General features: G+C 48.1%; 23 protein-coding genes. 9 read left to right on the top strand and 14 right to left on the bottom strand.

From position 1 onward, the window contains the following. The first annotated feature begins 63 nt into the window (after window positions 1–63). The 5 genes from hslV (at window position 64) to D791_RS10035 (ending at window position 3,862) form a co-directional block, all read left to right on the top strand. Entirely contained in the window at window positions 64–606 is a 543-nt protein-coding gene (hslV, locus tag D791_RS10055; protein ID WP_036511078.1) for an ATP-dependent protease subunit HslV, read from the top strand. After that, entirely contained in the window at window positions 606–1,937 is a 1,332-nt protein-coding gene (gene hslU / locus D791_RS10050; RefSeq protein WP_036511075.1) for an ATP-dependent protease ATPase subunit HslU, read from the top strand. Before hslV ends, hslU begins: the two co-directional genes overlap by 1 nt. Before the next feature lie 62 nt (window positions 1,938–1,999). Next, window positions 2,000–2,383, top strand: coding sequence for a gamma-butyrobetaine hydroxylase family protein (locus tag D791_RS10045; protein WP_036511072.1), 384 nt, complete (start codon window positions 2,000–2,002; stop codon window positions 2,381–2,383). 76 nt (window positions 2,384–2,459) lie between these two features. Continuing rightward, window positions 2,460–3,218, top strand: a complete 759-nt coding sequence (gene ubiE / locus D791_RS10040; RefSeq protein WP_036511069.1) for a bifunctional demethylmenaquinone methyltransferase/2-methoxy-6-polyprenyl-1,4-benzoquinol methylase UbiE — start codon at window positions 2,460–2,462, stop codon at window positions 3,216–3,218. A gap of 26 nt (window positions 3,219–3,244) precedes the next feature. Continuing rightward, window positions 3,245–3,862 carry a ubiquinone biosynthesis accessory factor UbiJ gene (locus tag D791_RS10035; protein WP_036511067.1) on the top strand — a complete coding sequence of 206 codons (618 nt, stop codon included), beginning with the start codon at window positions 3,245–3,247 and terminating at the stop codon, window positions 3,860–3,862. Window positions 3,863–3,927: 65 nt separating this feature from the next. Here D791_RS10035 and D791_RS10030 read toward each other — a convergent pair whose 3' ends face one another. After that, the gene (locus D791_RS10030) at window positions 3,928–4,347 is read right to left on the bottom strand and encodes a CopD family protein (RefSeq protein WP_036511065.1); all 420 of its coding nucleotides are present in this window, start codon (window positions 4,345–4,347) and stop codon (window positions 3,928–3,930) included. A gap of 229 nt (window positions 4,348–4,576) precedes the next feature. On the opposite strand from D791_RS10030, the gene D791_RS10025 reads away from it, so the two are divergent. Together D791_RS10025 and D791_RS10020 are read left to right on the top strand one after the other, a co-directional pair. Next, window positions 4,577–5,128: a rhodanese-like domain-containing protein gene (locus D791_RS10025; RefSeq protein WP_051514409.1), complete on the top strand. Its 552-nt coding sequence runs from the start codon at window positions 4,577–4,579 to the stop codon at window positions 5,126–5,128. 59 nt (window positions 5,129–5,187) lie between these two features. Continuing rightward, entirely contained in the window at window positions 5,188–5,862 is a 675-nt protein-coding gene (locus tag D791_RS10020; protein WP_036511062.1) for a response regulator, read from the top strand. Between the two features lie 16 nt (window positions 5,863–5,878). Here D791_RS10020 and D791_RS10015 read toward each other — a convergent pair whose 3' ends face one another. The 9 genes from D791_RS10015 to D791_RS09980 all read right to left on the bottom strand — a co-directional run bounded on the left by D791_RS10015 (window position 5,879) and on the right by D791_RS09980 (window position 17,110). Continuing rightward, complete coding sequence (locus D791_RS10015) at window positions 5,879–8,485, bottom strand: hybrid sensor histidine kinase/response regulator (RefSeq protein WP_036511059.1); 2,607 nt, start codon at window positions 8,483–8,485, stop codon at window positions 5,879–5,881. Further along, window positions 8,485–9,636, bottom strand: a complete 1,152-nt coding sequence (gene nosP / locus D791_RS10010; protein ID WP_036511056.1) for a nitric oxide-sensing protein NosP — start codon at window positions 9,634–9,636, stop codon at window positions 8,485–8,487. The genes D791_RS10015 and nosP overlap by 1 nt, the downstream gene beginning before the upstream one ends. A gap of 222 nt (window positions 9,637–9,858) precedes the next feature. Continuing rightward, the gene (locus tag D791_RS10005; protein ID WP_036511054.1) at window positions 9,859–10,959 is read right to left on the bottom strand and encodes a malate dehydrogenase; all 1,101 of its coding nucleotides are present in this window, start codon (window positions 10,957–10,959) and stop codon (window positions 9,859–9,861) included. A 230-nt stretch (window positions 10,960–11,189) separates the two neighbouring features. Next, window positions 11,190–12,251, bottom strand: coding sequence for a porin (locus D791_RS10000; protein WP_036511050.1), 1,062 nt, complete (start codon window positions 12,249–12,251; stop codon window positions 11,190–11,192). A 174-nt stretch (window positions 12,252–12,425) separates the two neighbouring features. Next, on the bottom strand, window positions 12,426–13,829 hold the full coding sequence (locus D791_RS09995; RefSeq protein WP_036511048.1) for an ABC transporter ATP-binding protein: 1,404 nt from the start codon (window positions 13,827–13,829) through the stop codon (window positions 12,426–12,428). After that, window positions 13,826–14,296, bottom strand: a complete 471-nt coding sequence (locus D791_RS20900) for an ABC transporter permease subunit (protein WP_237748591.1) — start codon at window positions 14,294–14,296, stop codon at window positions 13,826–13,828. Before D791_RS20900 ends, D791_RS09995 begins: the two co-directional genes overlap by 4 nt. Further along, window positions 14,260–14,622, bottom strand: a complete 363-nt coding sequence (locus tag D791_RS20895; RefSeq protein WP_237748590.1) for a hypothetical protein — start codon at window positions 14,620–14,622, stop codon at window positions 14,260–14,262. Before D791_RS20895 ends, D791_RS20900 begins: the two co-directional genes overlap by 37 nt. Then, window positions 14,619–15,554: an ABC transporter permease gene (locus D791_RS09985; RefSeq protein ID WP_036511045.1), complete on the bottom strand. Its 936-nt coding sequence runs from the start codon at window positions 15,552–15,554 to the stop codon at window positions 14,619–14,621. Before D791_RS09985 ends, D791_RS20895 begins: the two co-directional genes overlap by 4 nt. Beyond that, window positions 15,554–17,110 (bottom strand): ABC transporter substrate-binding protein, encoded by a 1,557-nt coding sequence (locus D791_RS09980; RefSeq protein ID WP_089503624.1) that lies wholly within the window; start codon window positions 17,108–17,110, stop codon window positions 15,554–15,556. Before D791_RS09980 ends, D791_RS09985 begins: the two co-directional genes overlap by 1 nt. Before the next feature lie 193 nt (window positions 17,111–17,303). Here D791_RS09980 and D791_RS09975 point away from each other — a divergent pair, with 193 nt between their 5' ends. Continuing rightward, window positions 17,304–18,611 (top strand): NAD(P)/FAD-dependent oxidoreductase, encoded by a 1,308-nt coding sequence (locus D791_RS09975; RefSeq protein ID WP_036511043.1) that lies wholly within the window; start codon window positions 17,304–17,306, stop codon window positions 18,609–18,611. Window positions 18,612–18,669: 58 nt separating this feature from the next. Here D791_RS09975 and D791_RS09970 read toward each other — a convergent pair whose 3' ends face one another. Further along, window positions 18,670–19,068, bottom strand: coding sequence for a GFA family protein (locus D791_RS09970; protein WP_036511040.1), 399 nt, complete (start codon window positions 19,066–19,068; stop codon window positions 18,670–18,672). A gap of 59 nt (window positions 19,069–19,127) precedes the next feature. Here D791_RS09970 and D791_RS21430 point away from each other — a divergent pair, with 59 nt between their 5' ends. Further along, complete coding sequence (locus D791_RS21430; RefSeq protein ID WP_272944832.1) at window positions 19,128–19,256, top strand: hypothetical protein; 129 nt, start codon at window positions 19,128–19,130, stop codon at window positions 19,254–19,256. 18 nt (window positions 19,257–19,274) lie between these two features. Here the strand turns inward: D791_RS21430 and D791_RS20890 are convergent, their stop codons facing one another. The 3 genes from D791_RS20890 to D791_RS09960 form a co-directional block, all read right to left on the bottom strand. Next, a complete protein-coding gene (locus tag D791_RS20890) occupies window positions 19,275–19,409 on the bottom strand; it encodes a DUF4411 family protein (protein ID WP_081763821.1) in 135 nt (44 codons plus the stop codon). Then, window positions 19,406–20,548, bottom strand: coding sequence for an ImmA/IrrE family metallo-endopeptidase (locus D791_RS09965; RefSeq protein WP_237748589.1), 1,143 nt, complete (start codon window positions 20,546–20,548; stop codon window positions 19,406–19,408). Before D791_RS09965 ends, D791_RS20890 begins: the two co-directional genes overlap by 4 nt. Before the next feature lie 73 nt (window positions 20,549–20,621). Continuing rightward, window positions 20,622–25,553 (bottom strand): DNA repair ATPase, encoded by a 4,932-nt coding sequence (locus D791_RS09960; protein WP_051514408.1) that lies wholly within the window; start codon window positions 25,551–25,553, stop codon window positions 20,622–20,624. Window positions 25,554–25,598 lie beyond the last annotated feature (45 nt).

Raw genomic sequence — 25,598 nt, 5'->3', positions numbered from 1 at the left:
CCTTGAAAAATCCCATTGCGCATCCATATCATGATGAATTGAAGCGCAACGGGATTTTTTAATATGACAACAATCGTTTCGGTACGTCGTGGCAACCAAGTGGTGGTTGGGGGTGATGGTCAGGTTTCACTGGGCAACACCGTTATGAAAGGGACAGCGAAAAAAGTAAATGTCCTTGCTAAACATCAAGTCATCACTGGGTTTGCTGGCGGTACGGCCGACGCCATCACCCTTAGAGATTTATTCGAGCAACAGCTCGACAAACACCAAGGCAATATCGTCAATGCGGTCATCTACCTCGCGCGTGAATGGCGCAGCGATCGCGTTCTGAGACGACTCGAAGCCTTAATGCTTGTCGCAAACAAAGACCGAACCTTTTTAATTTCGGGTAATGGCGATGTCATTGATCCAGAAGACGGAGTGGTTGCCATTGGCTCAGGTGGAAACTATGCACTCGCTGCCGCGCGTGCTCTCGTTGACAACACTGAACTGAGTGCCAGAGAAATCGTCGAAAAAAGCTTGCACATTGCGGGTGATATTTGCGTATTCACAAACCACAACTTAACCATTGAGCAACTCGAATCTGTCACTCAAGGAGAAGCCTGATGTCCGAAATGACCCCAAGAGAAATTGTCCACGAACTCAACCGTCATATTGTCGGTCAAGATCAGGCTAAACGTTCCGTTGCAATTGCGCTTCGCAATCGCTGGCGTCGCATGCAACTGAGCGATGCATTGCGCCCAGAAGTCACCCCAAAAAACATTTTAATGATTGGCCCAACCGGTGTCGGCAAAACTGAAATTGCACGTCGCTTGGCTAAACTCGCCAATGCCCCCTTCATTAAAGTTGAAGCCACTAAGTTTACAGAAGTCGGCTATGTGGGCCGTGATGTCGAGACCATTATTCGTGACTTGGTCGAAATGTCCGTTAAGATGGTTCGTGAACAGGCCATGGTCAAAATGCGCACGCGCGCGGAAGATGCCGCTGAAGAGCGCATTTTAGATGCGCTACTGCCCCCTGCACGCAGCACAGGCTACGACGAGCCCGCTAAAACAGACACGGCCACACGTCAAATCTTCCGTAAGAAACTCCGTGAAGGCCAACTCGACGATAAAGAAATTGAAATCGAAGTGGCACAGCCCAAAGTGGGCGTTGAAATTATGGCACCTCCAGGCATGGAGGAAATGACCAATCAGTTGCAGAGCATGTTCTCTAGCCTTGGCCAAGCGAAAAAACAATCTCGTCGTTTAAAAGTCAAAGATGCGTTAAAGCTTTTAATCGATGAAGAAGCCGCCAATCTAGTTAAAGAAGACGATATCAAACAGCAAGCAGTTGATCTGGTTGAACAAAACGGCATTGTTTTCTTAGACGAAATCGATAAGGTCTGCAAGCGCAGCGACAGCGGTAGTGGCGGTGATGTGTCTCGCGAAGGGGTACAGCGTGACTTGCTTCCGCTCATTGAAGGCTCAACCGTCACAACCAAGTACGGCATGGTCAAAACCGACCATATCTTATTTATTGCCTCAGGTGCGTTTCATTTAGCCAAGCCTTCTGACCTCATTCCTGAACTGCAAGGCCGTTTGCCGATTCGTGTTGAGTTACAAGCACTCACGCCCGATGACTTTAGACGTATTCTGACAGAGCCAACGGCATCGTTGACTGAACAGTACAAAGCCCTGCTGGCCACTGAAGGCTTACTCATTGAGTTTACCGATGATGGCATACGTCGCATTGCAGAGCTGGCCTTTCAGGTGAATGAAAAAACTGAAAACATCGGTGCGCGTCGTCTACACACCATGATGGAGCGTTTGTTGGATGAACTGTCGTTCTCCGCATCGGATAAAAACGGCGAACGTATTACCATTGACGAAGCCTTTGTCAACGCTCAACTGGCTGAGCTCAGCGGCAATGAAGATTTAAGTCACTACATCCTCTAACAACCTGTATCTTAGGGCCTTTTTAAGGCCCTAAGCGTCCAACAAACGCAAGGGGTTTTGATATGCTTCAGATTCCATTACCAACCGATATACGTCTTCATTTGAAGTCCAGAACCCTCGAATTAATTTACCCAGATGGAAGCTTTGAACTCACGGCCGAATTTTTGAGGGTACACTCCCCATCGGCTGAAGTGAGAGGCCACGGTATCGGTCAGGGCACGTTACAAACAGGTAAGAAATGGGTCGCGATCAAAGAAATTATCCCTAGCGGAAATTACGCGTTGAAAATTGTGTTTGACGATGGTCATGACTCAGGACTGTACACTTGGGAATATCTGCATGATTTAACCCACAATGCAGAGAACTACTGGACAGAGTACCTCGCCGCATTACAAGCCGCAGGTGCATCACGTGATGAAGGTTTGATTGTGAAGACATCACATTGACGCAGGACATTGTGCTTCACTGAGGTTACAATCTATCCTTCATCTTGAACCTTATCCGTCAGGCAGACCGAGTACTATGAGCGAATCCAATAAAGACAACACCACCCATTTCGGTTTTTCCGAAGTTCCCGTTGATGAAAAAGTCAAACGTGTTGCAGATGTCTTTCATTCAGTGGCGGGTAAATATGACCTGATGAACGACCTAATGTCGGGTGGGGTTCATCGTCTTTGGAAACGTATCACCATTGAGCGCAGCGGTGCACGCCCTGGCCATACGATTCTTGATATCGCAGGCGGCACTGGCGACCTCACTAAAAAGTTTTCTAGGATCGTGGGGCGCGATGGCAAAGTCATTTTGGCCGACATCAATGACTCTATGCTCAAAGTTGGGCGCGATAAACTCATCGACTCGGGCACTGCCGGAAATGTTGAGTACATTCAAGCCAATGCCGAGTGCCTACCCTTCGCTGACAATACCTTTGACATTATCACCATCGCATTTGGCTTACGCAATGTCACCGATAAAGACGCAGCCCTCAAGTCAATGCACCGTGTGCTCAAACCGGGTGGCAAGCTGATGGTGTTAGAGTTTTCGAAAACCAACAACCCTGTTTTATCAAAACTCTATGACGTTTACTCCTTTAACATCTTACCGCAAATGGGCAAACTCATTGCCAATGATGCTGAAAGCTACCGCTATTTAGCGGAGTCGATTCGCATGCATCCGGATCAAGAGACGCTTAAAGACATGATGAAAACAGCAGGATTGGTCAACTGTCATTATGAAAACATGACTGGCGGCGTCGTCGCACTTCACACAGGCATCAAACCTTAAACGACTCTATGTAAGGAGTATTTTGCATGCAAGCCATGTTAGAGGCCGCACTACTGAGCAGTGCCGAAAGCAGTCTCAATCTATTGTTAAAGCATAATACTCCAGCCTTTGCTCAAGTGAAGTCACTAGCGGGCAAATCCATCCATATCACGCTAACGAGTCCTCCTTACGCATTTTTCGTCCTGATGCATGAGCAGGGCATCGATTTACTGCACCACAGCGAAACACCTCCTGATTTAACATTAACGGGCACAGCGGCCGACTTGTTCATCATGGCTCAATCTGAACAGTCACAAGGGAAACTCTTTGGTCAGGGTATTGAACTTGAAGGGGACCTTAATTTAGCGCAATCACTTAAAGCACTGTTAAGGGATTTCTCAATTGATTGGGAAGCCTGGTTGGCCGAATGGCTAGGCGACACCTTGGCTCACCCAGTCGCCGAGGCATTTACAGCACAGTCACGCTACCTTAAACACAGCGCAGCCAGTTTTGCGCTTAACACCAAAGAGTTTCTTCAAGAAGAGTCGCGAGTATTACCCCCTCCAGCAGAGGTCGAAGGCTTTACATGTGAGGTTGAGGCATTACGAGACGATGTCGCTAGGCTTGAAGCACGCATCCAGCGTTTATTGGCGCGAACCACTTGAATCAGGCTCGAATCAGGCTCAGATGTTTGCAGGATCTGAGCCATGAGTAAAAGTGTGTTTCGTTTTTAAAACGGCTTAAATAACACAAAATACAAAATCGGGATAAAAATTAATAACGGCAGTTCGTTAAATAATCTGAAATAACGACCGCTTTGATTCAACTCCCCTCTTTGCAGCCTTTTCAAATAAGCAAAGCACCACCCGTGATATCCAATCAAAAATGCAACAAATAAAAGTTTCGCATGTATCCACCCCCCGCGAAAGCCAAAGCCCAGCCATAAAACCAGACCAAATATCAGTGTAAAAACCGCCATAATACTCATAAACCCAAACAGTTTACGCGCCATGATGGCTAACCGTGAGACATCCTGCCCCTCCGCGCGTCCTTCGACATAATGAACATAAATACGAGGTAAGTAGAAAATGCCAGCCATCCAACTGGTCATTGCCACGATATGTAACAGCTTCACCCAAAGATACATCATACCCCTTCCACCCTTATTTCATTTACGAAGGCTCATTTTACCTTAAATTAAGCCAAAGACCGTTAAACTCTTATATAAACCCACAAAACAGTACTTAGGTCGTATTTTTTTTATTCGAACGTCTACTTATGCCATTTGCGCAACAGGAGTGTAATGGTTTATATGAACTATAAACCTTCAAGACGAGTACCGAGGTATGAGACGGCGCAGATCAATCGGTGCAATACTCATGCTATATAGCATTTCGGGGTTGGCAACAAACCTAGATACTCCTGCACACTTCTCACCAGAGGGTTATCGCATCAGTTACTATCGCAGTGCGACACCGCTTGAGGTTCAAGGCGGAATCACACTGACAACCGAAGAACTCCGTCACCAGTTACAAAAACACCCTGAAACACGGCTAATCGACGTCCAACCGGTCACCTGGCGCGATGGTATCTTTATTTACGATACACCAAGACAAACCCTCCCTAACAGCCTCTGGCTTCCAAACGTTGGCTGGGGAGAGTTAGAAAACCATTGGATCGAGTACTTTGCCAAGCATTTGTTCGAATTAAGCCAAGGCGATCGAAACCACCCCATCGCCCTTTTTTGCACGGCTGATTGCTGGATGTCATGGAATGCCGTGAAACGCGCACATTCTTGGGGGTATACACAACTATTGTGGTATGCCGAAGGCAGTGACGGATGGCTTGAGGCAGGGTATGCTTTAAAAGAGACTCATCCAGAACCCTTAGCAGTGGACGCACTTTTATACGCTACAGGCGAGGTTCCTTAAGATCGCTGAGTAGAGTTGACTGTAAATAACCCTGATAATAATCATAAACAGGTATAATTGTGTATAAAATATTAATAGCCGATGATCACCCATTGTTTCGAGATGCCATCTGTGGCGTGATTCAGTCTGCCTTTGAAGGTGCTGAAATCATCGAAACAGAGAATCTCGACAATGCCCTTGAAATCGCAACGCAAGACGATGAACTGGACTTAGTCCTGTTGGATCTGAATATGCCCGGCATGAATGGACTCAATGGCCTCATTTCAATTCGCAACGAAGCACCCACCATCCCCGTTGTGATCGTATCCGCGGAAGATGAAAAGCAAGTGGTCTTACAAGCCATTACCTGTGGTGCCGTCGGTTTCATTTCAAAATCATCACCGCGAGCGCAAATGACCGAAGCCTTGCAGCAGATTCTGAATGGCAATGTTTACCTCCCCCCCGATATCATTCGACAAAGCAGCGAACAGGACAGTCGTCGCAACCGCCGTCAACTCATGCAAAAGGACGTTCCGACTGAGTTATTGCAGTCGCTGACACGACGTCAACTCTTGGTTCTTGAGCGAATGGTGAAAGGCGAATCCAACAAGCAGATTGCGTACAATCTGAATATTGCAGAAACAACGGTGAAAGCCCATGTCTCCGCTATTTTATCCAAGCTTGGCGTCCACAACCGCGTGCAAGCCATCCTCGCGGCGAGCGATATTGACTTTTCCAACTACCTTCGTCGTTAACACGCACGAGATCTTCCTACTGGGAAGATCTCGTTCTGAGCAAGTGAGTGAGCGTCGCCTTCAACTTCATGGGTTTGACGGGTTTATTCATCAACAAGTACCCAGATTCACGAATTTGCTGTTTCAATTCGTTGGTGTAGTTAGCGGTGATCATTAACACCGGTGGCAGCTCCCGACGACGTCCAAGGATTTCAGCGACAACATCGGTGCCAACAACACCATTGTCCAGATGATAATCGGCGATGAGGAGATCCACTGGATCACTGCCGACACTGACTTTTTCATTCAGCTCATCCAAGCTTTGCGCCGTTAATAACTCACACCCCCACCCCTCTAGCAAGACACTCATTGCATTGCAAATGGCCGCATCGTTGTCGATCATCCAAATCTGGGCACCCAATAAATGCTGATCATAGCCTTCCCGTTCACACACCGGAATCAAGCTGTGCGGCACCAGTTCGCCCAAGGGTAACTGAACACTAAAGATAGAACCGACCCCTTCGTGAGAAATAACAGACACGGGATGAGCAAGCATGCGCGATATTTTATCGACAATTGCTAAACCAAGACCTAAGCCCTTGTCCTGTCGATTTTTGTTTGCATCGACACGTTTGAACTCTTCGAAAATTTCAAGGAGCTTATCTGAAGGAATCCCTCTCCCCGTGTCATGCACCTGCAAAAGCACATGATTGCCAATACGACGACACCCTAGCAAAACTCGCCCACCGGGCTCCGTATAGCGCATAGCATTGGTAAGTAAGTTTCTTAGAATGCGTGCCAGCAATGTCGCATCGGACGCCACCACCGACTGACTACCCACATACCTGAATTCAATGCCCTCAGCCGCCGCAACATGACGATATTCAGACGCTAAATTGTCCAACAAATCACTCAAGCGAAAGGACGACACATCGGGTTTAATCACCCCAGCATCCAGTTTTGAAATGTCGACAAGCGTTCCCAATAGGCTTTCAACATCTTCTAATGAATGGCTCACAGAATTAATCAATGAAAAAATTCGCTCCGGCACCTTTTGATCGAGCAGTGCTCCAGTAAACAAGCGTGCCGCATTCAAAGGTTGCAACAAATCATGACTAACCGCCGCCAAGAATTTGGTTTTAGACAGGTTCGCCTGTTCCGCTTCTTGCTTGGCTTCTCGTAAACGGGCTTCGATGGTTTTGCGTTCGTTAATTTCTAAACGCAATTGCTGATTCAATTCCGTTAACTCTGACGTACGCTCTCTAACCCGCAGTTCAAGGTTTTGATACGCCTGCTTAAGTGCTTCAGAGGTGCGCTTTCTGTCGGTAATATCACGAATCAATACGAAGAAACCAACCGCTGTCCCCGTTGAGTCAAGATTAGGGACGTAAGACTTGAGCATATGACGGTCTTCACCAGCGGCATTTTGCTCCTCTATTTCGAACGTCACACTTTCGCCAGCTAAGGCACGTTCAACATAGGGTAAGAGTTTCGTGAAGGAGGCATCTCCATGTGCCCGACCAATGCTTTCACCCAGTAATGAGCCACGTGGCCAACCATAAAAATCATCGTAGACCTGATTCGTAAAGCGATAGCACATATCGCTGCCAAGGTAGGCAATCAAGGCGGGCACATGGTCCGTGATTAACCGTATCCAGCGCTCGCTTTCGCGAAGATTTTCAGCGTATCGGTAATGCTCGGTAATGTCCGTATAGGTGTTTACAAAACCACCGGATGGCATAGGATGCGTTTTGATTTCCAATACACGCCCATCTTTTAAACGTTGTTCAAGCTCTAACAGCGGTTCAGCATTGTCCTGCTCAGATTGGGGGGTTAACAACACCACTTCAGAGAGCTGCATAAGGTCGGAGAATTGCGAAGAACTGGTTAAATCTAAAGGCGATAAAGACGTGAGTTCTAAAAAGCGCTGATTCCACACTTCTAAGCGCCCTTCATGGTTAACCAAAGCCACACCTTGAGACAGGTTATCAACGGTGCGTTGCAGAAGCTTAGACTTCTGCTCAAGGGCTTTTTCACGCCTCACCGCTTCACTGGCTTTAAGTTCAGTAATGTCGGTGTACAAAATGACTAAACCACCGTCGCCCGTCAGTCGCTCAGAGACCTGCACCCAGCGCCCATTGGATAACCGAAAAATCGTGGCGACACTGCCTTCGTCACAGTACTCTTCAAGAATCAGCCCTTTTTCTCGGGTCAGTCGTCTTAAATCACTGATGGAGGTGCCTCGCCCAACTTGAACACCCGTCTGCTGCCAATAGTCACTAAAACGACTGTTAAAAAGCAGAATACGTCTATCTTGATCAAACAAGACGAAGGCATCTGAAATGCTTTCAATGGCGTCGATCAAACGCTGATGCGCCGTTGCCGCTTCTTGATTCGCTTGTTTTAGCGCCTGATTGCTGCGCTTTAACTCAGATAAGGCAATCGACAGCGCCTCTGTCCGATCTCGGACTTGTTCCGCTAAGGCCGCCGAATGCTCAAACGCGGCATAGGGCGCAGCACTCATGGAACTGCCCGCTTCAACACGCTCGATTAACGCTTGATTGATCCGTTTGAGCTTTTGATTTTCCTGCTCTAGCTGCGCTATCCGTCTAGTGGCTGCCGACGCATCCGTTAAGTTGTTCATTAACGCGCTCCACCGATCACAACACCTGTAAATGTTTGGTTGATATGCACTCCGTCAAAGTGCTCACCATAGGTATTAAAGCCGACAACCTTGTGTTTCACCAAAAAGGCTGACGCTTCGTCCAAGGCTCCCAAATGCTCAGTTTCCAGACGCCTTAAAAAACAATCACAGCCAATGGTGATAAGTGGCGCACCTATGCGTTGCTCTATATCGCGAAAGCGCCGCTCTAAATCCGGCAAAATAGGCTGAGGCTCCATGGAGGTTAACACGATGCCTTTACCCACTGCGCAATAAAAGGTCAGACTCATATCAGGATTCACACGTTGAATCGACCGAACATAGTACTCACTGCCAATCCGAACCGCCAAAGGGTTCAGTGCAAACACATCGGGATTTAGCTCCGCGGGTGTTAAACCCACCATTTCCGCATATTCAATGGCTGCAGGACTTGCATTGAGCTCCAACACCGTACGTGTTCCTGGGTCGGCTTCGGTTACGATCAATTTCTGACCACGACTGCGCATGTGGTGTGTGGTAAACACCTCAAAATCCAATGGCGTATTAATTAAGATCACAACCGCTGCTTCCGTTCTAAAGCGTCCGTTAACATATATATGCGTATTGGCTAACTGAATATCATCCCCAGCCGAGCCACCAAAATGAGGGATACTGCCCAAGGCTGAATCCAGGGCAACCAGCACCATTTCCTCTTGACTCGATAACCCATCCAGTAGGGTCAGGCTGAAGGTATGGCCTTTTGTTGGCGCTATATGCTGACGACGTCCACGCAGAATCAGGTCGTCTACCAAATGCTGAGCTTTTTGCAAACCAAAACTTTGCAAGTCCTCAATTAAGGCGGTTTCAATGGAGAAATAGTGTCGATCAAAGCCGATAGCCGTCACGGTTCCTCTTGCATACCCAAAAGGCGTGATTTCACCCGCTGTCGTACACCCGGCTACCTGAACGCCTTGAAACACCTGATCTAAAGCATCGCCCAAATGCGTGAGATCGTACTCAGCGGAACAAAAAAACAGCACAAACCCCAAGTCAGGATGACGCAATTGAGTCGCCAAGTCCTGTGCCGCCACCTGAGCGTTGGATGAATCGGACATAGCCGTTTGAATGGGTTGTAACCTAAAGGGCGCATTCATGTATACAGCTCCCTAGCTGACTCTGACGGTTTTACCTCTAAGATACACGTAAATGTCTGAGCCGTCATAATTCAACAGATATATTAGTAGATACTGTAATTATATTCGGGGGCTAGATGAATGGTAATTCTACTTGTGAATCAGAAATCAGTACTTTAGTCGCAAAAGGATACAGGCCGGATGCCGCTCACCATCGCTGCTCCGACCTTTCAAGCTGAAACGTTACAGCACACGATTTGTCGTGAGATACTTAGACGATGCTTGAGGTCCAGTGCCATCCGCGTAGAGCGTAACGCCCGAGCGCAAGCAAATCGATAGGTCTTCATGAGAAGCTGCTGTGGCTGTCGGTAACAGGTGATTAACAGCACTTTTTTCATCCAAAAGCTCCTGTTCAGTCAGCCTCATCTGCTGCAGCCCCCACTCGTTGATTTCCAAGCCTTTAACAATCTGGTAGCGACCATAATCACACCTGACCGGGAAAGAGTAAACGATCCCCTTCTGGATACCATAGCTACCGTCACTGAAAATTCCCATACTGACGATCTCACCAGGTGAAGTGCCCAACACCCAATCATGCATATGATCGACAATCGCCTGAGCGGCAGAGGCTGCACTTGACTGCCCTCGCGCGGCAATGATCTCTCCACCACGCTGTTGTACCTTAGGAATATAAACGCTGCGGTACCATTCCTCAGAGATTTGCTGCATTGCAGGCTCATCCAGAATCGTCGCATGGTGCAGGTCTGGATATTGAGTGGTCGAGTGATTGCCCCAGACCACAATACGACTGATATTCTTGGGGTTAGCGCCGGTGTGATTGGCAAGAATCCCCTTGGCACGGTTATGATCAAGACGTGTCAATGCCGTAAACTGCGAAGGGCTTAACTTGGGCGCGTTTCGACTGGCAATCAGCGCATTGGTATTGGCCGGGTTACCGACCACCAGAATTTTGACATCGCGGTTGGCAAAATCATTCAGCGCCTTACCTTGGCGCGCAAAGATCTCGGCATTCATCTCCAACAGATCCCTGCGCTCCATACCGGGGCCCCTTGGATATGCACCGATCAACAGTGCATAGTGGATGTTCTCAAAGCCCTCTTCGACATTGTCATGCAGGGTAATGGTATGCAGCAGAGGAAAAGCACAATCTTCAAGCTCCATCGCGATGCCACGCAAGGCCTCCATACGACCAGGAACCTCTATCAACTGCATAATGACAGGCTGGTCAGTTCCCATCATCTCGCCACTGGCAATTTTGAATAACAGATTATTACTGATAGCGCCGGCTGCGCCAGTTACTGCAATGCGTATAGGACGTCTCATACCAATACCTTAGTCTAATAAAATGAATCAAAAAATCAGCTTAGACCAGATTGTCAAATAGATGAAGGATATACAGAGTAATTTGCTCTATATGGGGAAAATTCGGTAGCGGGTGTCGCTTTTGAAAATCTCCAGAACCCACGACGGTACTAAAAGGATAAAGGCACAACCACATAATGAAGGGGGGGGAAGTTATGTGGGCCGTGCCTTTATATGTTTCCTGTCACCACTTACCAGCTAAACACCGCACCCACTGCAAAGGTATCCGTGTTGTCTGTTTGAGTGCCTTTGGCTTTGTGTACAGTGTACTCACCGACTAGCTTCAAGTTGCTATTTAAACTATAAAACAGTGCACCGCCGCGAAGATTGTTCTTGGTGCCGTTTTTGTTGTCGGTTAAGCCATACGACAACACGCCCTTGGCTTTGCCGTATTCATAAGAGACTTGTGTTAGATAACCTGATGTCTTATCAGCTGACGTCAGATTGTTGCTGGCAAATGCGGCACTAATGCCTTTCTGGTTAAATCCAGATGCAGTGAAGGCCAATCCCTCGTAGGAAACTCGTGCGCCATAAGCTACGCCACGTGAACTCACGTCATCGGTCTTGCCTGCCGCCGCACTTAACCAGGTCATTAAACCCAGACCATTCATATCCAGCGCATAGGTCAACTCTGTTTCAAATCTCGGTTTGGAGCTGTTGCGGCCTGACTCATTATTGGGGTCCAGAATACCCGCCGCCAGTTTCAGACCATTAAAATCAGGGGTGCGATAGGTAATCTGAGCATTTGGGTTCGCGTAGGGATAACCCGTTGTGATGTTGCCGAAGGTCGTCCCGCTCGTGCCCTGAGGGGCTAAACCAACCCCCATCAGCAGTTCATCATTAAAAATATTGCTGCGTGCATAAAGACCAAAGTCTTTACCAAACAAAACTTGACCAAAATCACCATCCACCGTGGCATAGAACTGACGAACATCAATACCGTTGTCCGTTTTTTTATCGTCACTGTTCACATCATTAATGGTGACCCAAAAAGAGGAGCGTGCGCCCAGTGTCAGCCCGTCCAACTCTTTTCCGGCATTAAACCCGATATAGTTCGGCAAAAAACCCATGCGAACGCGAGAGGTCTCTTTATTTCCTTGATCTTGGTAGGTGTAAAAAGCGTTCAAAAAACCATCGGCCGAGAAGGTCGTGCCGTCTTGATCGTACAGCGTAATGCCGGCATTGGCATGACCAACGCACACCGCTGAAACTAAGGTCGGAAGTAACGCTTTAAGTATGTTCTTATTTTTCATAAAAGCCCTCGATAGCTGGATAAATCACTCGTCAAGAATTCAACGCTTTGTGATTATCAAGGGCTTTTAGCTTAGGTAACATTCAACCCAAGTCGTTAATTCCATTGCCTTTTGCCTATTCGGCTTAAGTGTTAGTCCGTCTCATCAGTAAGCGTTACGACCCACTCTTTAGTACTAGATGGGTTGGGCGATCCGAATCACCTGGTCACAGACTTTTTCGACCAGAATAGGGTCATGACTGACCAACACCAATGCGCACCCTTCTTCACGCGCGATCTCGACCAGTAACTCCATGATTCGTTGAGCACTGATTAAGTCCAAGCGTGAGGTAGGCTCATCTGCAAAGAGCAATACGGGCTTTAGCAGCAGAATGCGCAGCAAAGCGATGCGCTGCAACTCACCTCCAGAGACTTCAAGAGCGGTTCTAGACAGCAATCCTTCGGACAACTTCAAACGTGCCATCAGACGTGGAATCTGGGCTGCATCTAAACCATGTAAATTAATCACTTCGTGCAATAAACGCCCCAGCGGAATGTGGGGGGCAAATGCAGCTGGGGGATCCTGATACAGCTTGAGTAATTGATGGCGTTTGTATCGCTCCGCGAAGCGAATCCGGCCTTGATCGGGTTGCAAATGGCCCAGTAAAAGATCGCCTAACGAGCTTTTACCCGTGCCACTGTCTCCGACAATGCCAAGGATTTCTCCGGCATGCAGCTGAAATGAAAGATCACTAAACAAACGATTTCCACCTCGACTCAACGCCACCTTCTCCAGCGTCACAATCGGCTCCGCGCTGGATTGAGTTCGTGCCGATACTTTGTTCCAGCTGCTGGGCTCAGCGGCGAGTAACTGTCGTGTATAGTCCGCTTGTGGATGGGCCAAAATCGTGGCGGCATCGCCCTGCTCAACCACCTGCCCTTGGCACATAACAATCAGCTCGCCACCGAGCTGACGCGCGACATCAACATCGTGTGTGATGGTGAGCAAACTGCCGTCGACGAGCCGCGATTGCAACAAGGCCACGATCTGATCACGACGCGAATAATCTAACCCCTTGGTGGGCTCATCCGCAAGAATGAGATCGCCACCGGCTGCCGTGGCGGCTAAAAATGCCAAGCGCTGTGCCATCCCACCCGACAACTGACTGGGAATTTTATCCTTCGCAGGTGCAAGCCCCATCTCCGTCAATGCCTGACTTGCCTTTTCTTGAGCTTGCTCCTCTTCTAAGCCTCCAACCAGCTCAAAAACCTCGGCCACTTGCTGCTGACTTTTCATCACAGGGTCTAGCGCATGCCAAGGCTCTTGCGGCAGCATGGCCAACGCTCGCCCCCACAGCGCTTGACGCTTTGCTTTCGGTAGGGTTAATAAGGGCTGTCCTTCATACAAAATCTCGCCTTTCAGGGTCATTTCGTCGGGTAAAAGCCCCATAATGGCTTGCGCCAATAGACTTTTCCCAGACCCTGTTTGCCCTAAAATCGTCAACGGCATGCCTGGCATTAGACGTAACGAAAGCGACTCGACCAAGCACTGTTTTCCGACAAAAATCGACAGTTCTTTCACTTCTATACTGGGCGTCATTTCGCTTTTCCTGCCAACAAGTTAAACCCAAGCACCAACATAAAAATGGCGACAAGGGGCTGAGCAATAATCCAAGGCGCTTCATCGAAGTAAGGTAAGAGCTCGACCACCATCAAACCCAACTCCGCCACCGGCGGTTGTAAACCGACATAGACAAAGCCAATCGATGCCAAGGCAAGAATCGAGTTAGCCGCTCCAAATGCAGCAAGGGTGAGTACAGAGGATTGGACACTTGGCCAAATATGGCGCTTAAACAGATAAAAACGCCCAAAACCCAATTGCCGCGAAGCCTCCATTTGCGGACTGCTCACCGCAACTCGGGTAAGCGCTCTCACCACTCGGTAGTATTCGAGCCATAGCACCAAGGAAATGGCAAAATACAGCATCACAAACGAACCCGGCATGATGGCGGCCAGCAACAGGACTAAAATCAACCCCGCAAGGCCATTAGGATATTCACAACCCAATTTAATAGGCTATCCACCCAGCCCCCGTACCAGCCCGCCAACACCCCCAAGAAAGAGCCGAGCAACACCGATGTCAGCACACAAAAGAAGCTCAATAAAAAGGACAAACGTATCGCCGAGCCCATGCGAGCCATCATGCTACGTCCAAACTGATCGGTACCCAACCATTCTTGAGCATTCGGCATCATCAAATAATTGGCAAGATTTTGGGTTGCATAATGACCTGAGTGCAGCCACCCTTCCAATACCGCAAAGATCAAGAGGCTGAGTATCAGCGCCAATCCCAACCATTGAGAGGAGCGTAAACGAAGCGTAACAGGACTCATTGTAAACGCCCTCTTGGATCCAATTGATAACAGGCAATATCAATCACCGTGTTTAAACACACAAAAATCAGCCCCATCATTAACGCCGTGCCTTGAATCATCGGTACATCGCGCGAAAAAATAGCATGAGCCAAGCCATGCCCAATACCCGGCCACGAAAACAACGACTCGACCATCACAATTCCTTCAATCAACCCCACCAACTGAATCCCCATAAACGCCACTACAGGAACTGACAGGTTACGCAAACCATGTCGAGTAAAGGTTTGGGATGCAGACAAGCCCTTCACCCGAGCGAAGGTATAAAAAGAGGAGTGGATAACACGATGCGTACTGTCGCGAATCACACGACTGGAAACCGAGGCTAAAACCAAGGCCAATGCCAGAGCCGGCAAGACTATGTGAGCGGGTGTGCCAAAGCCTGCAACCGGAAAAATTCGCCAATTCACCGCAAACAGCAAAATTAATAACAAGCCGATAACAAACACAGGTTGTGCACGCAACACAGCAGACAGAATCAAGAGGCATCGATCAAACAGCCCCCCCACTCGCATACCCGACAGAATGCCCAAGGGCAACGCAATCATCGCCGACACGAGAATCGCGACGAAGGCCAGGCCTAACGAGTGTCCAAGCTGATGTTGTACTTCATGTATCACAGGTGCTCCGCTGATCAGCGAGGTTCCCAGATTCAACTGCACTAAATCCCAAAGCCAATTCACATAGGCCAACCAAGGTGATGACTCTAGATTCAGCTCTTGCCGAACCAACTCAGCGGCCTCAGCCGTCACATTGTCCTGACCGTAGCGGCCCGCCGCGATACGATATGCCATATCACCCGGCAGGGTTCGCATAAAAATAAAGGTTAGGGTCCCTACACCCCAAGCCACCATCACCGCCTGAATCAGGCGGTTGAGGAGAATTGACTTCATTACTTAGACAGCTCCATCTCGTTCACGTAATAATTACGCTCAAAGGGATCAAAGCGAAAGTGTTTAACTCGCGTATTCACCGCTGTCTGCTGAGTGTAAAACGTCACAGGGATTAGAGGTAATTCCTGAGCTAACACCTCAGCGACACGTTGCGATTTCTGCAGATACGCGTCCGTATCCTGTTCAACTTTTAAAGAAGTGATCAACTCAACCACTTCAGGGTTTTGCCAGTTCATCGCTCCCCAATCACCGCCACCAAGCTGACCAAAATCCGCAATCATCACCCCCAATGGATCTGCAATAAATCCGTAGTTACGTGCAATCAACGCCATTTCTAAACTGCCATCTTGATGGCCAGATGGAATTGCACTGGAGTTTGTTACTTCAACCTTCACTTCTACACCCAGCTCGGCTAACTGCGCTTGAATGGCCGTTGCCACCGTGGTTAACTCGGGACGGTCAGCATAGGTAATGAGCTTAAGACTAAAGCGCTCTCCCTCGCGCACCAACACGCCATCGGCACCGGCCTGCCAACCTAACTCAGTCAATAATGCTTTTGCCCTTTGTAAATCGCGCGCGGCTGGCGGTAAGTCTTGGCGATGCCAAGCGGCCAGTGATGAGGGCACCAATTGATTGGCCTCAGAGCCCGGCACACGTAAAATCGCATTGGCGATACCCGTTCGATCTAAGGCTAAACTTAATGCCTGACGGGCATCTATATGATCAAGAAACGGATGACCGCTGTTCAGTTTAATCAGAATGCTGCGCGGAATAAGATCCGAGTGCAGGGTTAAATGACGCTCACGATTCAGGCTATTCATGCTTGCAGGATCGAGTGTGAGCGTGATATCGGCTTGGCCACTGCGTGCTTGCAAGCTTCGGCTCTCGCCGCGATGCCCTGTCAAATACTCTGCGTACTCAATTGACGCCACCTGCCCCCAATAGCCATCAAAACGCTTTACAACAACTTTATGGGGGGGCTGAACGGTGTCTATTTGATACGGACCCGTCGCGAGCAATTGGTCAACGTGCCCCTCACTGTTATAAGCCTTGGGTGAAATAATCATTGTCGAGTAATGCGCCAATACCGCTGGGAGAAGGTTGTAAGGCTGCTCTAAGGTGATCTGCAGCGTTTGATCTGAGAGAGCCGATAACGACGCGATTGGCACTTGAGACAAAGGTCCATGTTTTTTTAACGCCTGCTCGATGCTGTTCAACACCGCGCTTGCATCCAGAGACTGTCCATCATGAAACACAACACCGTCACGCACCTTAAATTGCCAAATCAGACCGCTAGTATCAACTTCCCAAGACTCGGCCAGTCCTGGCAATAAGCGCCCATCCGGGGCGACATCTACTAGGGTTTCTGCAACTTGCATTCGTGTGAATAAATACCCCTGCTGCGAAGGCTCTTGGCTGGTAAATTCAAAGGGACCACCAATCGACAGAGTATTCGCTTTCGTTGGACCTTGTGCAAAGGTATGTGCCGATACCAAAACAGCGCCAGACACGAGTAACGCAAGGCAACTTTTAACCAAAAAGCGTTGAGTTTTCATGCAGTTTTCCTTATTTAAAGAAACAAGAATCATTAATAATTGGTATGATATAACATCTACAACATTTGAGTCGATGCGTGTTATCCCGCAGTCGCAAAAAATTAACCGCAAGTCGCATTAAATGAATACCGATCGACAGTGTTATTCCTGATAAAGAAGAGGATAATGTTTTTATTTTGAAGAGAGGTTAGCCATGTCTGATCGTCGAATCTTCGATAAACATGTCGTGATTGTTGGCGGTGGTGCAGGTGGATTGGAACTTGCCACCCGCTTGGGCCGTAAATACGCCCGTAAGGGATTGCTGGTCACGCTTGTCGATGAAGACCCCACCCATATTTGGAAACCCTTACTTCACGAGGTTGCCACAGGCTCCCTTGACCCAGGAATTGATGAACTCAGCTATCGAGCCCAAGCCCGCAGTGCACGTTTCAAATTCCAGATAGGCCGCTTAGAAAGTATCGACCGCTCACAAAAAACACTCAACCTAGCGGCCGTCAAAGGGATTGATGGCGAAGTTGTCCTCCCCGTTCGCACCCTTAACTATGACTACCTTGTGCTTGCCGTGGGCAGTCAGACTCATGACTTTGGTATCGACGGGGTTCGTGATCACTGTGCATTCCTGGACAATCGTTATCAGGCTGAGCGCTTTCACCATCATCTTCTGGAGGCATGGCTTCGCGCCAGCTCCGAATCCGAGGGACATTTACGCATCGCCATCGTGGGGGCCGGTGCGACGGGCGTGGAGCTTTCTGCCGAGATTTTTAACACGGCCAAAGAACTGAGCGCCTATGGTTTATCCAAGCTGAATCGCAGCCAATTGGAAGTCACGCTGATTGAAGCAGGGCCTCGCATTCTTGTTGCATTGCCTGAACGTCTTTCAAGCGCTGCACATTTTGAGTTGGAAAAACTGGGAGTCAAAATCAAAACCAGCACACAAGTTGCCTCAGTCACGGCCACTCACCTCATTACGCAATCCGGTGAGGAAATTCAAGCCGATCTAAAAGTCTGGGCCGCTGGCATCAAGGCACCTGACTTGTTAAAAACGCTCGATGGCTTAGAGGTGAATGGCCGCAATCAATTGCTTGTCCACCCCGATTTGCGCACAACACTCGACCCAAGTATTTTCGCGATCGGTGACTGTGCCGCGTGCTTGATGCCGGACGGAAAAAGCCTTGTGCCCCCTCGTGCTCAAGCAGCGCATCAAATGGCCAGTTTTGTCTTTAAACACTTTCGAAAAGTGCTTGAAGGTACAGAGGTTCCGGCCTACCAATACAAAGATTACGGATCGATGGTCTCCCTAAGTCAATACTCCACAGTGGGGAGCTTGATGGGGAACCTGAGTAAAGGCAGCATGATGGTCGAAGGACGCATTGCACGTATTGTGTATGTATCCTTGTATCGACTTCATCAATTGGCCCTCTATGGCTTCTTTAAAACGGCCTTAGTGACCTTGGTAGATCGTATTAATCGTGTGATACGGCCACGTTTAAAGCTGCATTAATTTAATCTAAGGCTCTGGCTTCATGGGTATGGCGTTTTTTGCATACCCTGGCGCAGGCTCATGAGGGCGGAGCAAATTGTTCAAAGACTTCCTGTCCGGTCATTTTGTGGGTTTCGTTCTTGAGCTCATAGTAGTCGGGCTTCTCATCAATAAAGACTTCGCTGGTTAGCTTAAAGGCCTGATCCTGAAACAGCCCGGCTGGTAAAATGTATTCATGACTGGGTAATAGATGGTAGAACAAGTGTGTACCGCAGGATGGGCAAAAACCACGCTCAGCCCATTCCGATGAACGATAGGTCGAGGGTGTTACCCCACTGAACTGCACATCCGACCCGCAGTGAACCGCAAACATCGGACCACCCGACCAACGTCTGCACATTGAGCAGTGGCACAGTCCTATTTTTTCGTGTTTTGGCGCGATCACTTCGATTGAACCGCAAAGACATTTAGCTTTCATAGTACGTCTCCTTGTGTATCAATAACGTCTGGTGCTTAGTTTAGTTGGTGCATTGCCGTATGACGAAAATAATCTTTATTATGCTGCTATCCTTCGTTATCCAGATTAACTATGCGATGCTAGCAGCGCATGCACGAACTGTATTGTTACAAGCCAGTATCGCATATAACCCAGTTACTCCAGAATAAACCGTGGTTTGAGTTCGTTTAATAGGTCAAATGTGCTGATGCAGCGGACATCGAATTGTTGGCAGATAAATCCCAATACCCAGGACAAAAATCCATTCCGTAATATTGGTTTTTTGCCTGAATGTAGGTATTTGAATCAAGCAGATACTTCAAAGGCGTACCTCATCAGCAAACTTCTTTAACTTCGCTGGGTTAATTCCCAGTAACTGACCAGCCTCACGTAACAATATCTGCCCATTAAACGCTTGAGAGAGAACAGCTTTGGAAAAGCGTTTACTGATTTGGGCATTTTTAGTCTTATGAAATGACGGTCCACCATCACTTTTCTTTTTACGAGCCTCCCATAGGGCTTTTTGCTCTGCAATAAACTGTCGGTATTGATATATATTGATAAAACCAAGTGTCAGTGCACGGCGGACAAGAACCCATTGGCTCACGTGAAAATATGCCTCAAGAGACGCTAGATTACCTTTCCAATCATCTTTGTCGTTCCATAAAGGACGGAACTCTGATTCTGGAACGAGGAATTCTGCTGCGACAGCATTACATTTTACTTCGCTCTCACGCTCAGAGGACTCGCTACCATCAGAAACACCTGAAATACCCATCCATATATGACACAGCTCATGAATAAGGGTAAATAGTCTGGCTCCTGGCGCATCTGCATGATTAACGAAAATAGTCGGTGCATATTCATCAGAAATTGCGAAGCCACGGAACTCTTCAACACTCAAAGGTCTGGTATGGTGGCCAAGACTTGCTTCACGCATAACCAGTATCCCTAGTGTCTCGATACGCTGCACCAAGTCTCGATAATACTCCTCCCAACTACCGCGTTGCGGATGTGCAGGCACACCAAGAAGTTCTCTCATATCGTTGACAATGGCTGGAACAGCCGTTTCAGTCCTTACACGTCCAACGACTTCACATGGACTTGCCAATTCCTTAGAAAGATACTCTCGATACCATTGTTGGCGATGCAGAGTCAGCTTAATCAGGTCAAGTAGCTCAGCACTGGGACGATTCACACCCTGATTGCCAAGAGTTCTCAAATCGGGGAGTGGCAACTCCTCAACAGGCGGCTCTCTAAGAAACAAATAGCCGAAAGGGACATGCGCTTTGTCTGCAAACATTTGTGCCTGATGAAATGTTAGTGCTTGTTTTCCTTCTTCCCACAGACGCAGGCGCTCTTCATTAATTCCGCACTTTACAGCAAAATCATGGACAGCTGTCCCCGAACGTTCGCGCGCCCAAGTCAGCATTCGGTTATTTATCTTTGCGGTCGTTGCCACGGTCGTTAATTCCTATTTATCCCTAAATTATAGAATTTGAAACACCCTGTTACTATAGCATTCATATAAATCACTACCGAAACGTCCTCTTAATACCAAAGAGAATGTAACGATTGGTTTTTTTCATCGCACTGGCGATATCCGCGAGTTGCGCTACGGCCTGTTGGCTTGAGTCAGTACCGGGTCCACCCATGGCTTTGTTGCGCATATAATCGTCTTTAATTTGACGCCAACGCTTCGCCTGCTCATCCGTTAAGGTACCGCGCAGCTCCGCTAATTTGAGCAGGTTCTCCTCTGCACCTGTGGTCAAGAGCTGGGCCTCACCAAGGTAGAGGTCATCAATCACTTGCTGCAACTCTTGATCGGTCATGACAGCTGACACCTTCTCGGCCAGTTTATTCATGTTGCGATAAGACCCTTGCAACCGGAAAGGCGGCTCTGTTCGATACTCATCCGCTTGCGCTGCACTGGCAATATACTGCTGATTAACCTTTAAAATTATTTCCTGAGCACTTCTTAGCCGTTTCAGCACCGCAATCATTTCATTGAGTTCAGCGTTTGAATAACTATGCTGCAACTCCGTATTCGCAACTTGCTCGCCTCTCGACATGGCTTCAATTTTGTAAAAATCACTGAGTTCGCGGGTTGCCAAAGGCGCCAACACAGGATTCGAGGTTAAGCAGTTTTCAATATACGACAACTCAAAGGCACCCTGCATACCGCCAAGAATATCACCCAGGTTATAGATATCCGCTCGGTTGGCTAGCATGTCCGGGATTTTGAACACTTCACCTGACTCAGTATAAGGGTTACCGGCCATCACCACACAAAAGCGCTTACTGCGCATGTTGTAGGTGCGTGTGCGACCCCGCCAAACCCCCTCAATGCGTCGACTGCCATCACAGAGCGAAATGAATTTTTGTAAGAACTCAGGATGCGTGTGCTGAATATCGTCCAAATAAAGCATGACATTGTTGCCCATCTCCAGCGCTAGGTTCAGTTTATTCAGCTCTTGCCTTGCGGTGGCATTCGGCGCTTGCTCGGGGTCTAAGGACAACACCTCATGCCCCAAAGATGGACAATTGATTTTCATAAAAATGAGGCCCAATCGATTTGCCACGTACTCAACCAGAGTGGTTTTTCCATATCCTGGGGGCGAAATCATCATTAACAAGCCCATTAAATCGGTACGGCGATTATCACCCACTGTACCCATCTGTTTCGCAAGGTTATCGCCAATAATAGGTAAGTAAGCTTCATTGATGAGTTTATTTCGGACAAACGAACTGAGTGGCTGCGCTTTAAATTCATCCAACCTGATGGATTGACGTGCTTGGCGCACCACTTCTGCTCGGTTTTCAAGATACTGTCGATAGCCCGGTAACCAATGGTGTTTAAAGCCGTGCAATCGTGCCTCAAAGTCATCTAATCGCAGCTGCATGCATTGATTGACAATGCGTGGATGCTCGCCTAACAACCCTGAAACCTGAAAAGACACATCGACTTGTAATGCACTAACGGGTTCTTTTTCATGGTTAAGCATGAGAAGAACCGCATCTGGGATATAGGCGTTCAGCTCCAGCTCTTCTGTGTGTTGCACCAAGGCACTGAACCATGCAGCCACCAAGGCCCACTGTCCGCCGAGATCATCTTTTAACTCCGACAAGGCTCCTTGAAAGTCCTGCCACGTTTGATCATCCACACTCGTTTTAAGCTGCTTAACCAGCTGATCCCCATATTTACTCACCACATACTCAATGTGCTCATGACTTAACAAAGCGACCAGAAATGCAGCCCCCTGCTTAATACCCTGCTGACTAAGCGGCAAACCATGCACTTCAACAAATGAAGACAGTTGCTGTGACACGTCAGATTCAAGAATATCAACGGCTTTTGAGGTATTGAAAATACGCTGCATCTGACTCGCAGAACGGGCATATTGCGGCCAGCGGCGTTGCTCCGGTTTTTCTTGCGTTTGCCACCAAAACAATAAGGCAATAGAGCGCGCATCAGATGGAAAGGATAATAAGCCCGCCGCTTCACGCACCGGGATCAAAGCGTGCAGTATACGCGCAGCATCATGATCATGAATGCCGCGCTCATAACCTTCTTTGTAGCGAGCGCCACTAAAGCGACGTACGGTTTCCAGCAATAGTTCAAATTGCGAACTGGCACTCACCAAGGACGTCCAATCTAACCCTTCGGACTGCGTGCGGGCCGCTTGCAACAGACTGTCGGCTAGAAACTCAGCTCGATAGACGTGATCATTTTCGGACTCTAGGGCTTGCTGCCAGTACTGACGGGCATCGTTAAGACGAGCATCTTCTATCGCTTCGTAGTAATCCGTTCCTGTTAAGTGAAGAACTAACGCATCCCCACGCGTTATCAGGGTTAACTCAGGCTCTTGCGTATTGATACTAAAACGATGACGAGGACCCAGCTTGATAACCGTGCCATTGTCCTCATACAAATCCACTTGGTCACGTAACGAGCGAACCGCCTGTTCTTTTGCCATTTTCAAGCGCGATTCAAGATCATCCGCCTTCACCGAATCATCAAGGTCTCGAAGGTCCTGTACAAGACTGCTCAGTTTTAAGACCATCGCATCCGAGGCGAAATACGTATTCAGTTCATCAGGATGCTTAAACCGAGAGGATCGGCGCGCGAGATTGGCAAGAATGCGACTGCCCGCATCAAAGATAGATTGTGCTCGCTGTGTTCTTGCATCGGCTAAGCGTTGTCGATGCGCTTCAAAGCTGTCTTGAATGTCCTCACGCTTACTTAGAATATCAACCAGGAACTCGTCGTATTCCGAAAACTGGCCTTCTAGCTCTTCTAACTGAACCAGCAATCGGGATAATTGCTCATCACATTGAACGGGGGTTGTGGCTAAGGCGAGTGCATTATTAATCGATTGATTAAACAATTTAAACTGAGCTGCAAACTGAGCACGTGCCTCATCACTGCCAAACCCTTGTGCTCTCTGCCTAGCACGAGCACGTAATTGATTGCTTTGTGCGTAAATCTCACTAATGTTATCAATTATTTGAGTGTGCTGATTCGCATCAGCAATGGTCAAACCAGTTGTCAGTTCTGACAGCAAATCGAGACTTTCAGACAGGCCTTCTAACTGCGTTAGTATGGGTTGTAATTCAAGGCTTGAATTTGCTTGATCGACGGCCTGTGTAATGCTTTTAATCTGAAGGTAATAGGGTTCAAATGCGCGGGCTTCTCCTAAAAACTCGGCAATAGCAGAGGTTATTAACGCCTCTGTCTCGATCACTTGCGTTTCCATTTCATCAACACTCGCCACATCCATGTAACGTAACTCACGAATCGTTAACAAATGACCGCGCTGCTGCCGTAACGCAAAGAGGGCATCGACAAAAGGTTCAAGGGTTTCCCAGGCATCCGGACGCGCATTTGCAATCAGTGCTTGCTGCTTTTCTTTCGCATCCGATAAGGTTGTCTGTGCATGCTGTTTGATACTTTTTGCTTTTTCATACTCATCCAACACCAACTCGGCTGTTTCTGAAACCGCTTTGAGCAACTGGGCGATGGATTCGAGTTCGGGTGCGGATAGCCAATAAAAACTGTCGAATAAACGCGCCGCGGCTTGAATCAGCAAATTGTAATGGCTCGCACTGGCGTCTTCTTGCTCAACCAAACGCGTAATCGAATAGAGCTCTGAGATCCCTCTCACCAACTCAGGATTGCCAATTCGCCCATAAAATGACTGACTGCTGGGCTGCTGGCTAGCAAAATACTCCGAGAAAAAGGGCGTCCGCCAGACTTGCATAGGGTGTGTTCGAGATGGCTCTCCCTCTGCTGTAAATACAATCAACCGCCCATCTTCAGCCAAGGCATACCCATGACTGATAATCGGGTTACTTAGGGCTTTATTAATCAAGTTATAGGGATACAACGCCACAGTGCCATGAGTGGCTTCATAAAAGACATAGAGCATGTCCTCGCCATTAGGTGAGCGCACCGCGCGCTGAAACACCAATCCTTCCAAGTCATTATTAAAATAGCGCAGACCGCCCTGCACTAAATAACAGCCGCCCGGAAAAATAAGACCGTGATCCTCCGGTAACTGCATACAGGCCTCGCCTATGGCATCGATACGCTTAATATCTTGATTAAATCGATTGAAGACGAAATAGCGCACCTGTGTTTCACGGTAAGGTAACACCCGAAGCAAAATCAGCTCACCTAACAAGGCATAACGCAGATCAATATCATTTAAGGACTGATTTGTTTCGGTAACGGGTTCGGAGTAGATGCCTTGACCCGCCTCAGTGTTGTTTTCAACTTTGATCGTTAAGTCACCGCCAAGGGTATCCACGAAAATATGATCCACAATCGAATAATGTGGATGCTTTCCGTTGATCATCTGTTCACGACCCACGGTCACCCACTCAAAGTCCTGTGAAGGCGGAAGCTGAATGTCCCGCTCACCTCGATTGTCTATATAGGTAACGGTTTGTCCGTCTGCACTGATCTGCCAACGAAAGACTCGAATATCCTGGCTTCTTTCTCCAATTTGAAACGAGGCCAACAAACGATTATTGCGGACTTGTAGCTGAAGTAAACGCGTATTTTTATAGTAGGTATACAGCTCGGTAAAATCATTTACGAATGCCGTTGCAGAGAGAAAACTATCCTTTAACGGGACCTCCGTCATTTCAAAAGACTCAGCCTCTGGGTTGTGCGTATAGAGTGAAAACACATCGTTAACGGCCGTTGTGTTTTTTAACCCAATAAACACATTGTAACCAAACAACAAATACTCACCGACTTGAACGATGTCACGGGCTGTGCAGTTGTTCTCCGTTCGAACTCGGAAACGATGAACAACCGACAAATCTGTTTGACCAAACTCTGATAATCGAGCTTGGTTTAGCAACTCAACTTCAGACTTTAGCTGCCCCCCTTGGGTCAATAATCGTCTACGAATGACTTCGTAAGTCGCATTTTCACTAACACTCGGGGAGTCTGCCATCTTCACTGTCCTTATGGAGTTTAGTTTGAGCAACGCTTAGCCTGG

Source organism: Nitrincola nitratireducens (genome assembly GCF_000585235.1).
GTDB lineage: Bacteria > Pseudomonadota > Gammaproteobacteria > Pseudomonadales > Balneatricaceae > Nitrincola > Nitrincola alkalisediminis.
The sequence above is the reverse complement of the archived record's forward strand: the minus strand, read 5'-3'. Positions and strand labels throughout refer to the sequence as shown.

Excerpts from the sequence above, each read along its gene's own strand:
- D791_RS10045 (WP_036511072.1), top strand. The coding sequence starts at position 2,000 with ATGCTTCAGATTCCATTACCAACCGATATACGTCTTCATTTGAAGTCC.
- D791_RS09960 (WP_051514408.1), bottom strand. The coding sequence starts at position 25,553 with ATGGCAGACTCCCCGAGTGTTAGTGAAAATGCGACTTACGAAGTCATT.
- D791_RS10035 (WP_036511067.1), top strand. The coding sequence starts at position 3,245 with ATGCAAGCCATGTTAGAGGCCGCACTACTGAGCAGTGCCGAAAGCAGT.
- D791_RS09980 (WP_089503624.1), bottom strand. The coding sequence starts at position 17,110 with ATGAAAACTCAACGCTTTTTGGTTAAAAGTTGCCTTGCGTTACTCGTG.
- D791_RS09975 (WP_036511043.1), top strand. The coding sequence starts at position 17,304 with ATGTCTGATCGTCGAATCTTCGATAAACATGTCGTGATTGTTGGCGGT.
- D791_RS20895 (WP_237748590.1), bottom strand. The coding sequence starts at position 14,622 with ATGAGTCCTGTTACGCTTCGTTTACGCTCCTCTCAATGGTTGGGATTG.
- D791_RS10005 (WP_036511054.1), bottom strand. The coding sequence starts at position 10,959 with ATGAGACGTCCTATACGCATTGCAGTAACTGGCGCAGCCGGCGCTATC.
- ubiE (WP_036511069.1), top strand. The coding sequence starts at position 2,460 with ATGAGCGAATCCAATAAAGACAACACCACCCATTTCGGTTTTTCCGAA.
- D791_RS09970 (WP_036511040.1), bottom strand. The coding sequence starts at position 19,068 with ATGAAAGCTAAATGTCTTTGCGGTTCAATCGAAGTGATCGCGCCAAAA.
- D791_RS09985 (WP_036511045.1), bottom strand. The coding sequence starts at position 15,554 with ATGAAGTCAATTCTCCTCAACCGCCTGATTCAGGCGGTGATGGTGGCT.
- D791_RS10025 (WP_051514409.1), top strand. The coding sequence starts at position 4,577 with ATGCTATATAGCATTTCGGGGTTGGCAACAAACCTAGATACTCCTGCA.
- D791_RS10015 (WP_036511059.1), bottom strand. The coding sequence starts at position 8,485 with ATGAACAACTTAACGGATGCGTCGGCAGCCACTAGACGGATAGCGCAG.
- hslV (WP_036511078.1), top strand. The coding sequence starts at position 64 with ATGACAACAATCGTTTCGGTACGTCGTGGCAACCAAGTGGTGGTTGGG.
- D791_RS21430 (WP_272944832.1), top strand. The coding sequence starts at position 19,128 with ATGACGAAAATAATCTTTATTATGCTGCTATCCTTCGTTATCCAGATT.
- hslU (WP_036511075.1), top strand. The coding sequence starts at position 606 with ATGTCCGAAATGACCCCAAGAGAAATTGTCCACGAACTCAACCGTCAT.
- D791_RS09995 (WP_036511048.1), bottom strand. The coding sequence starts at position 13,829 with ATGACGCCCAGTATAGAAGTGAAAGAACTGTCGATTTTTGTCGGAAAA.
- D791_RS10030 (WP_036511065.1), bottom strand. The coding sequence starts at position 4,347 with ATGATGTATCTTTGGGTGAAGCTGTTACATATCGTGGCAATGACCAGT.
- nosP (WP_036511056.1), bottom strand. The coding sequence starts at position 9,636 with ATGAATGCGCCCTTTAGGTTACAACCCATTCAAACGGCTATGTCCGAT.
- D791_RS10000 (WP_036511050.1), bottom strand. The coding sequence starts at position 12,251 with ATGAAAAATAAGAACATACTTAAAGCGTTACTTCCGACCTTAGTTTCA.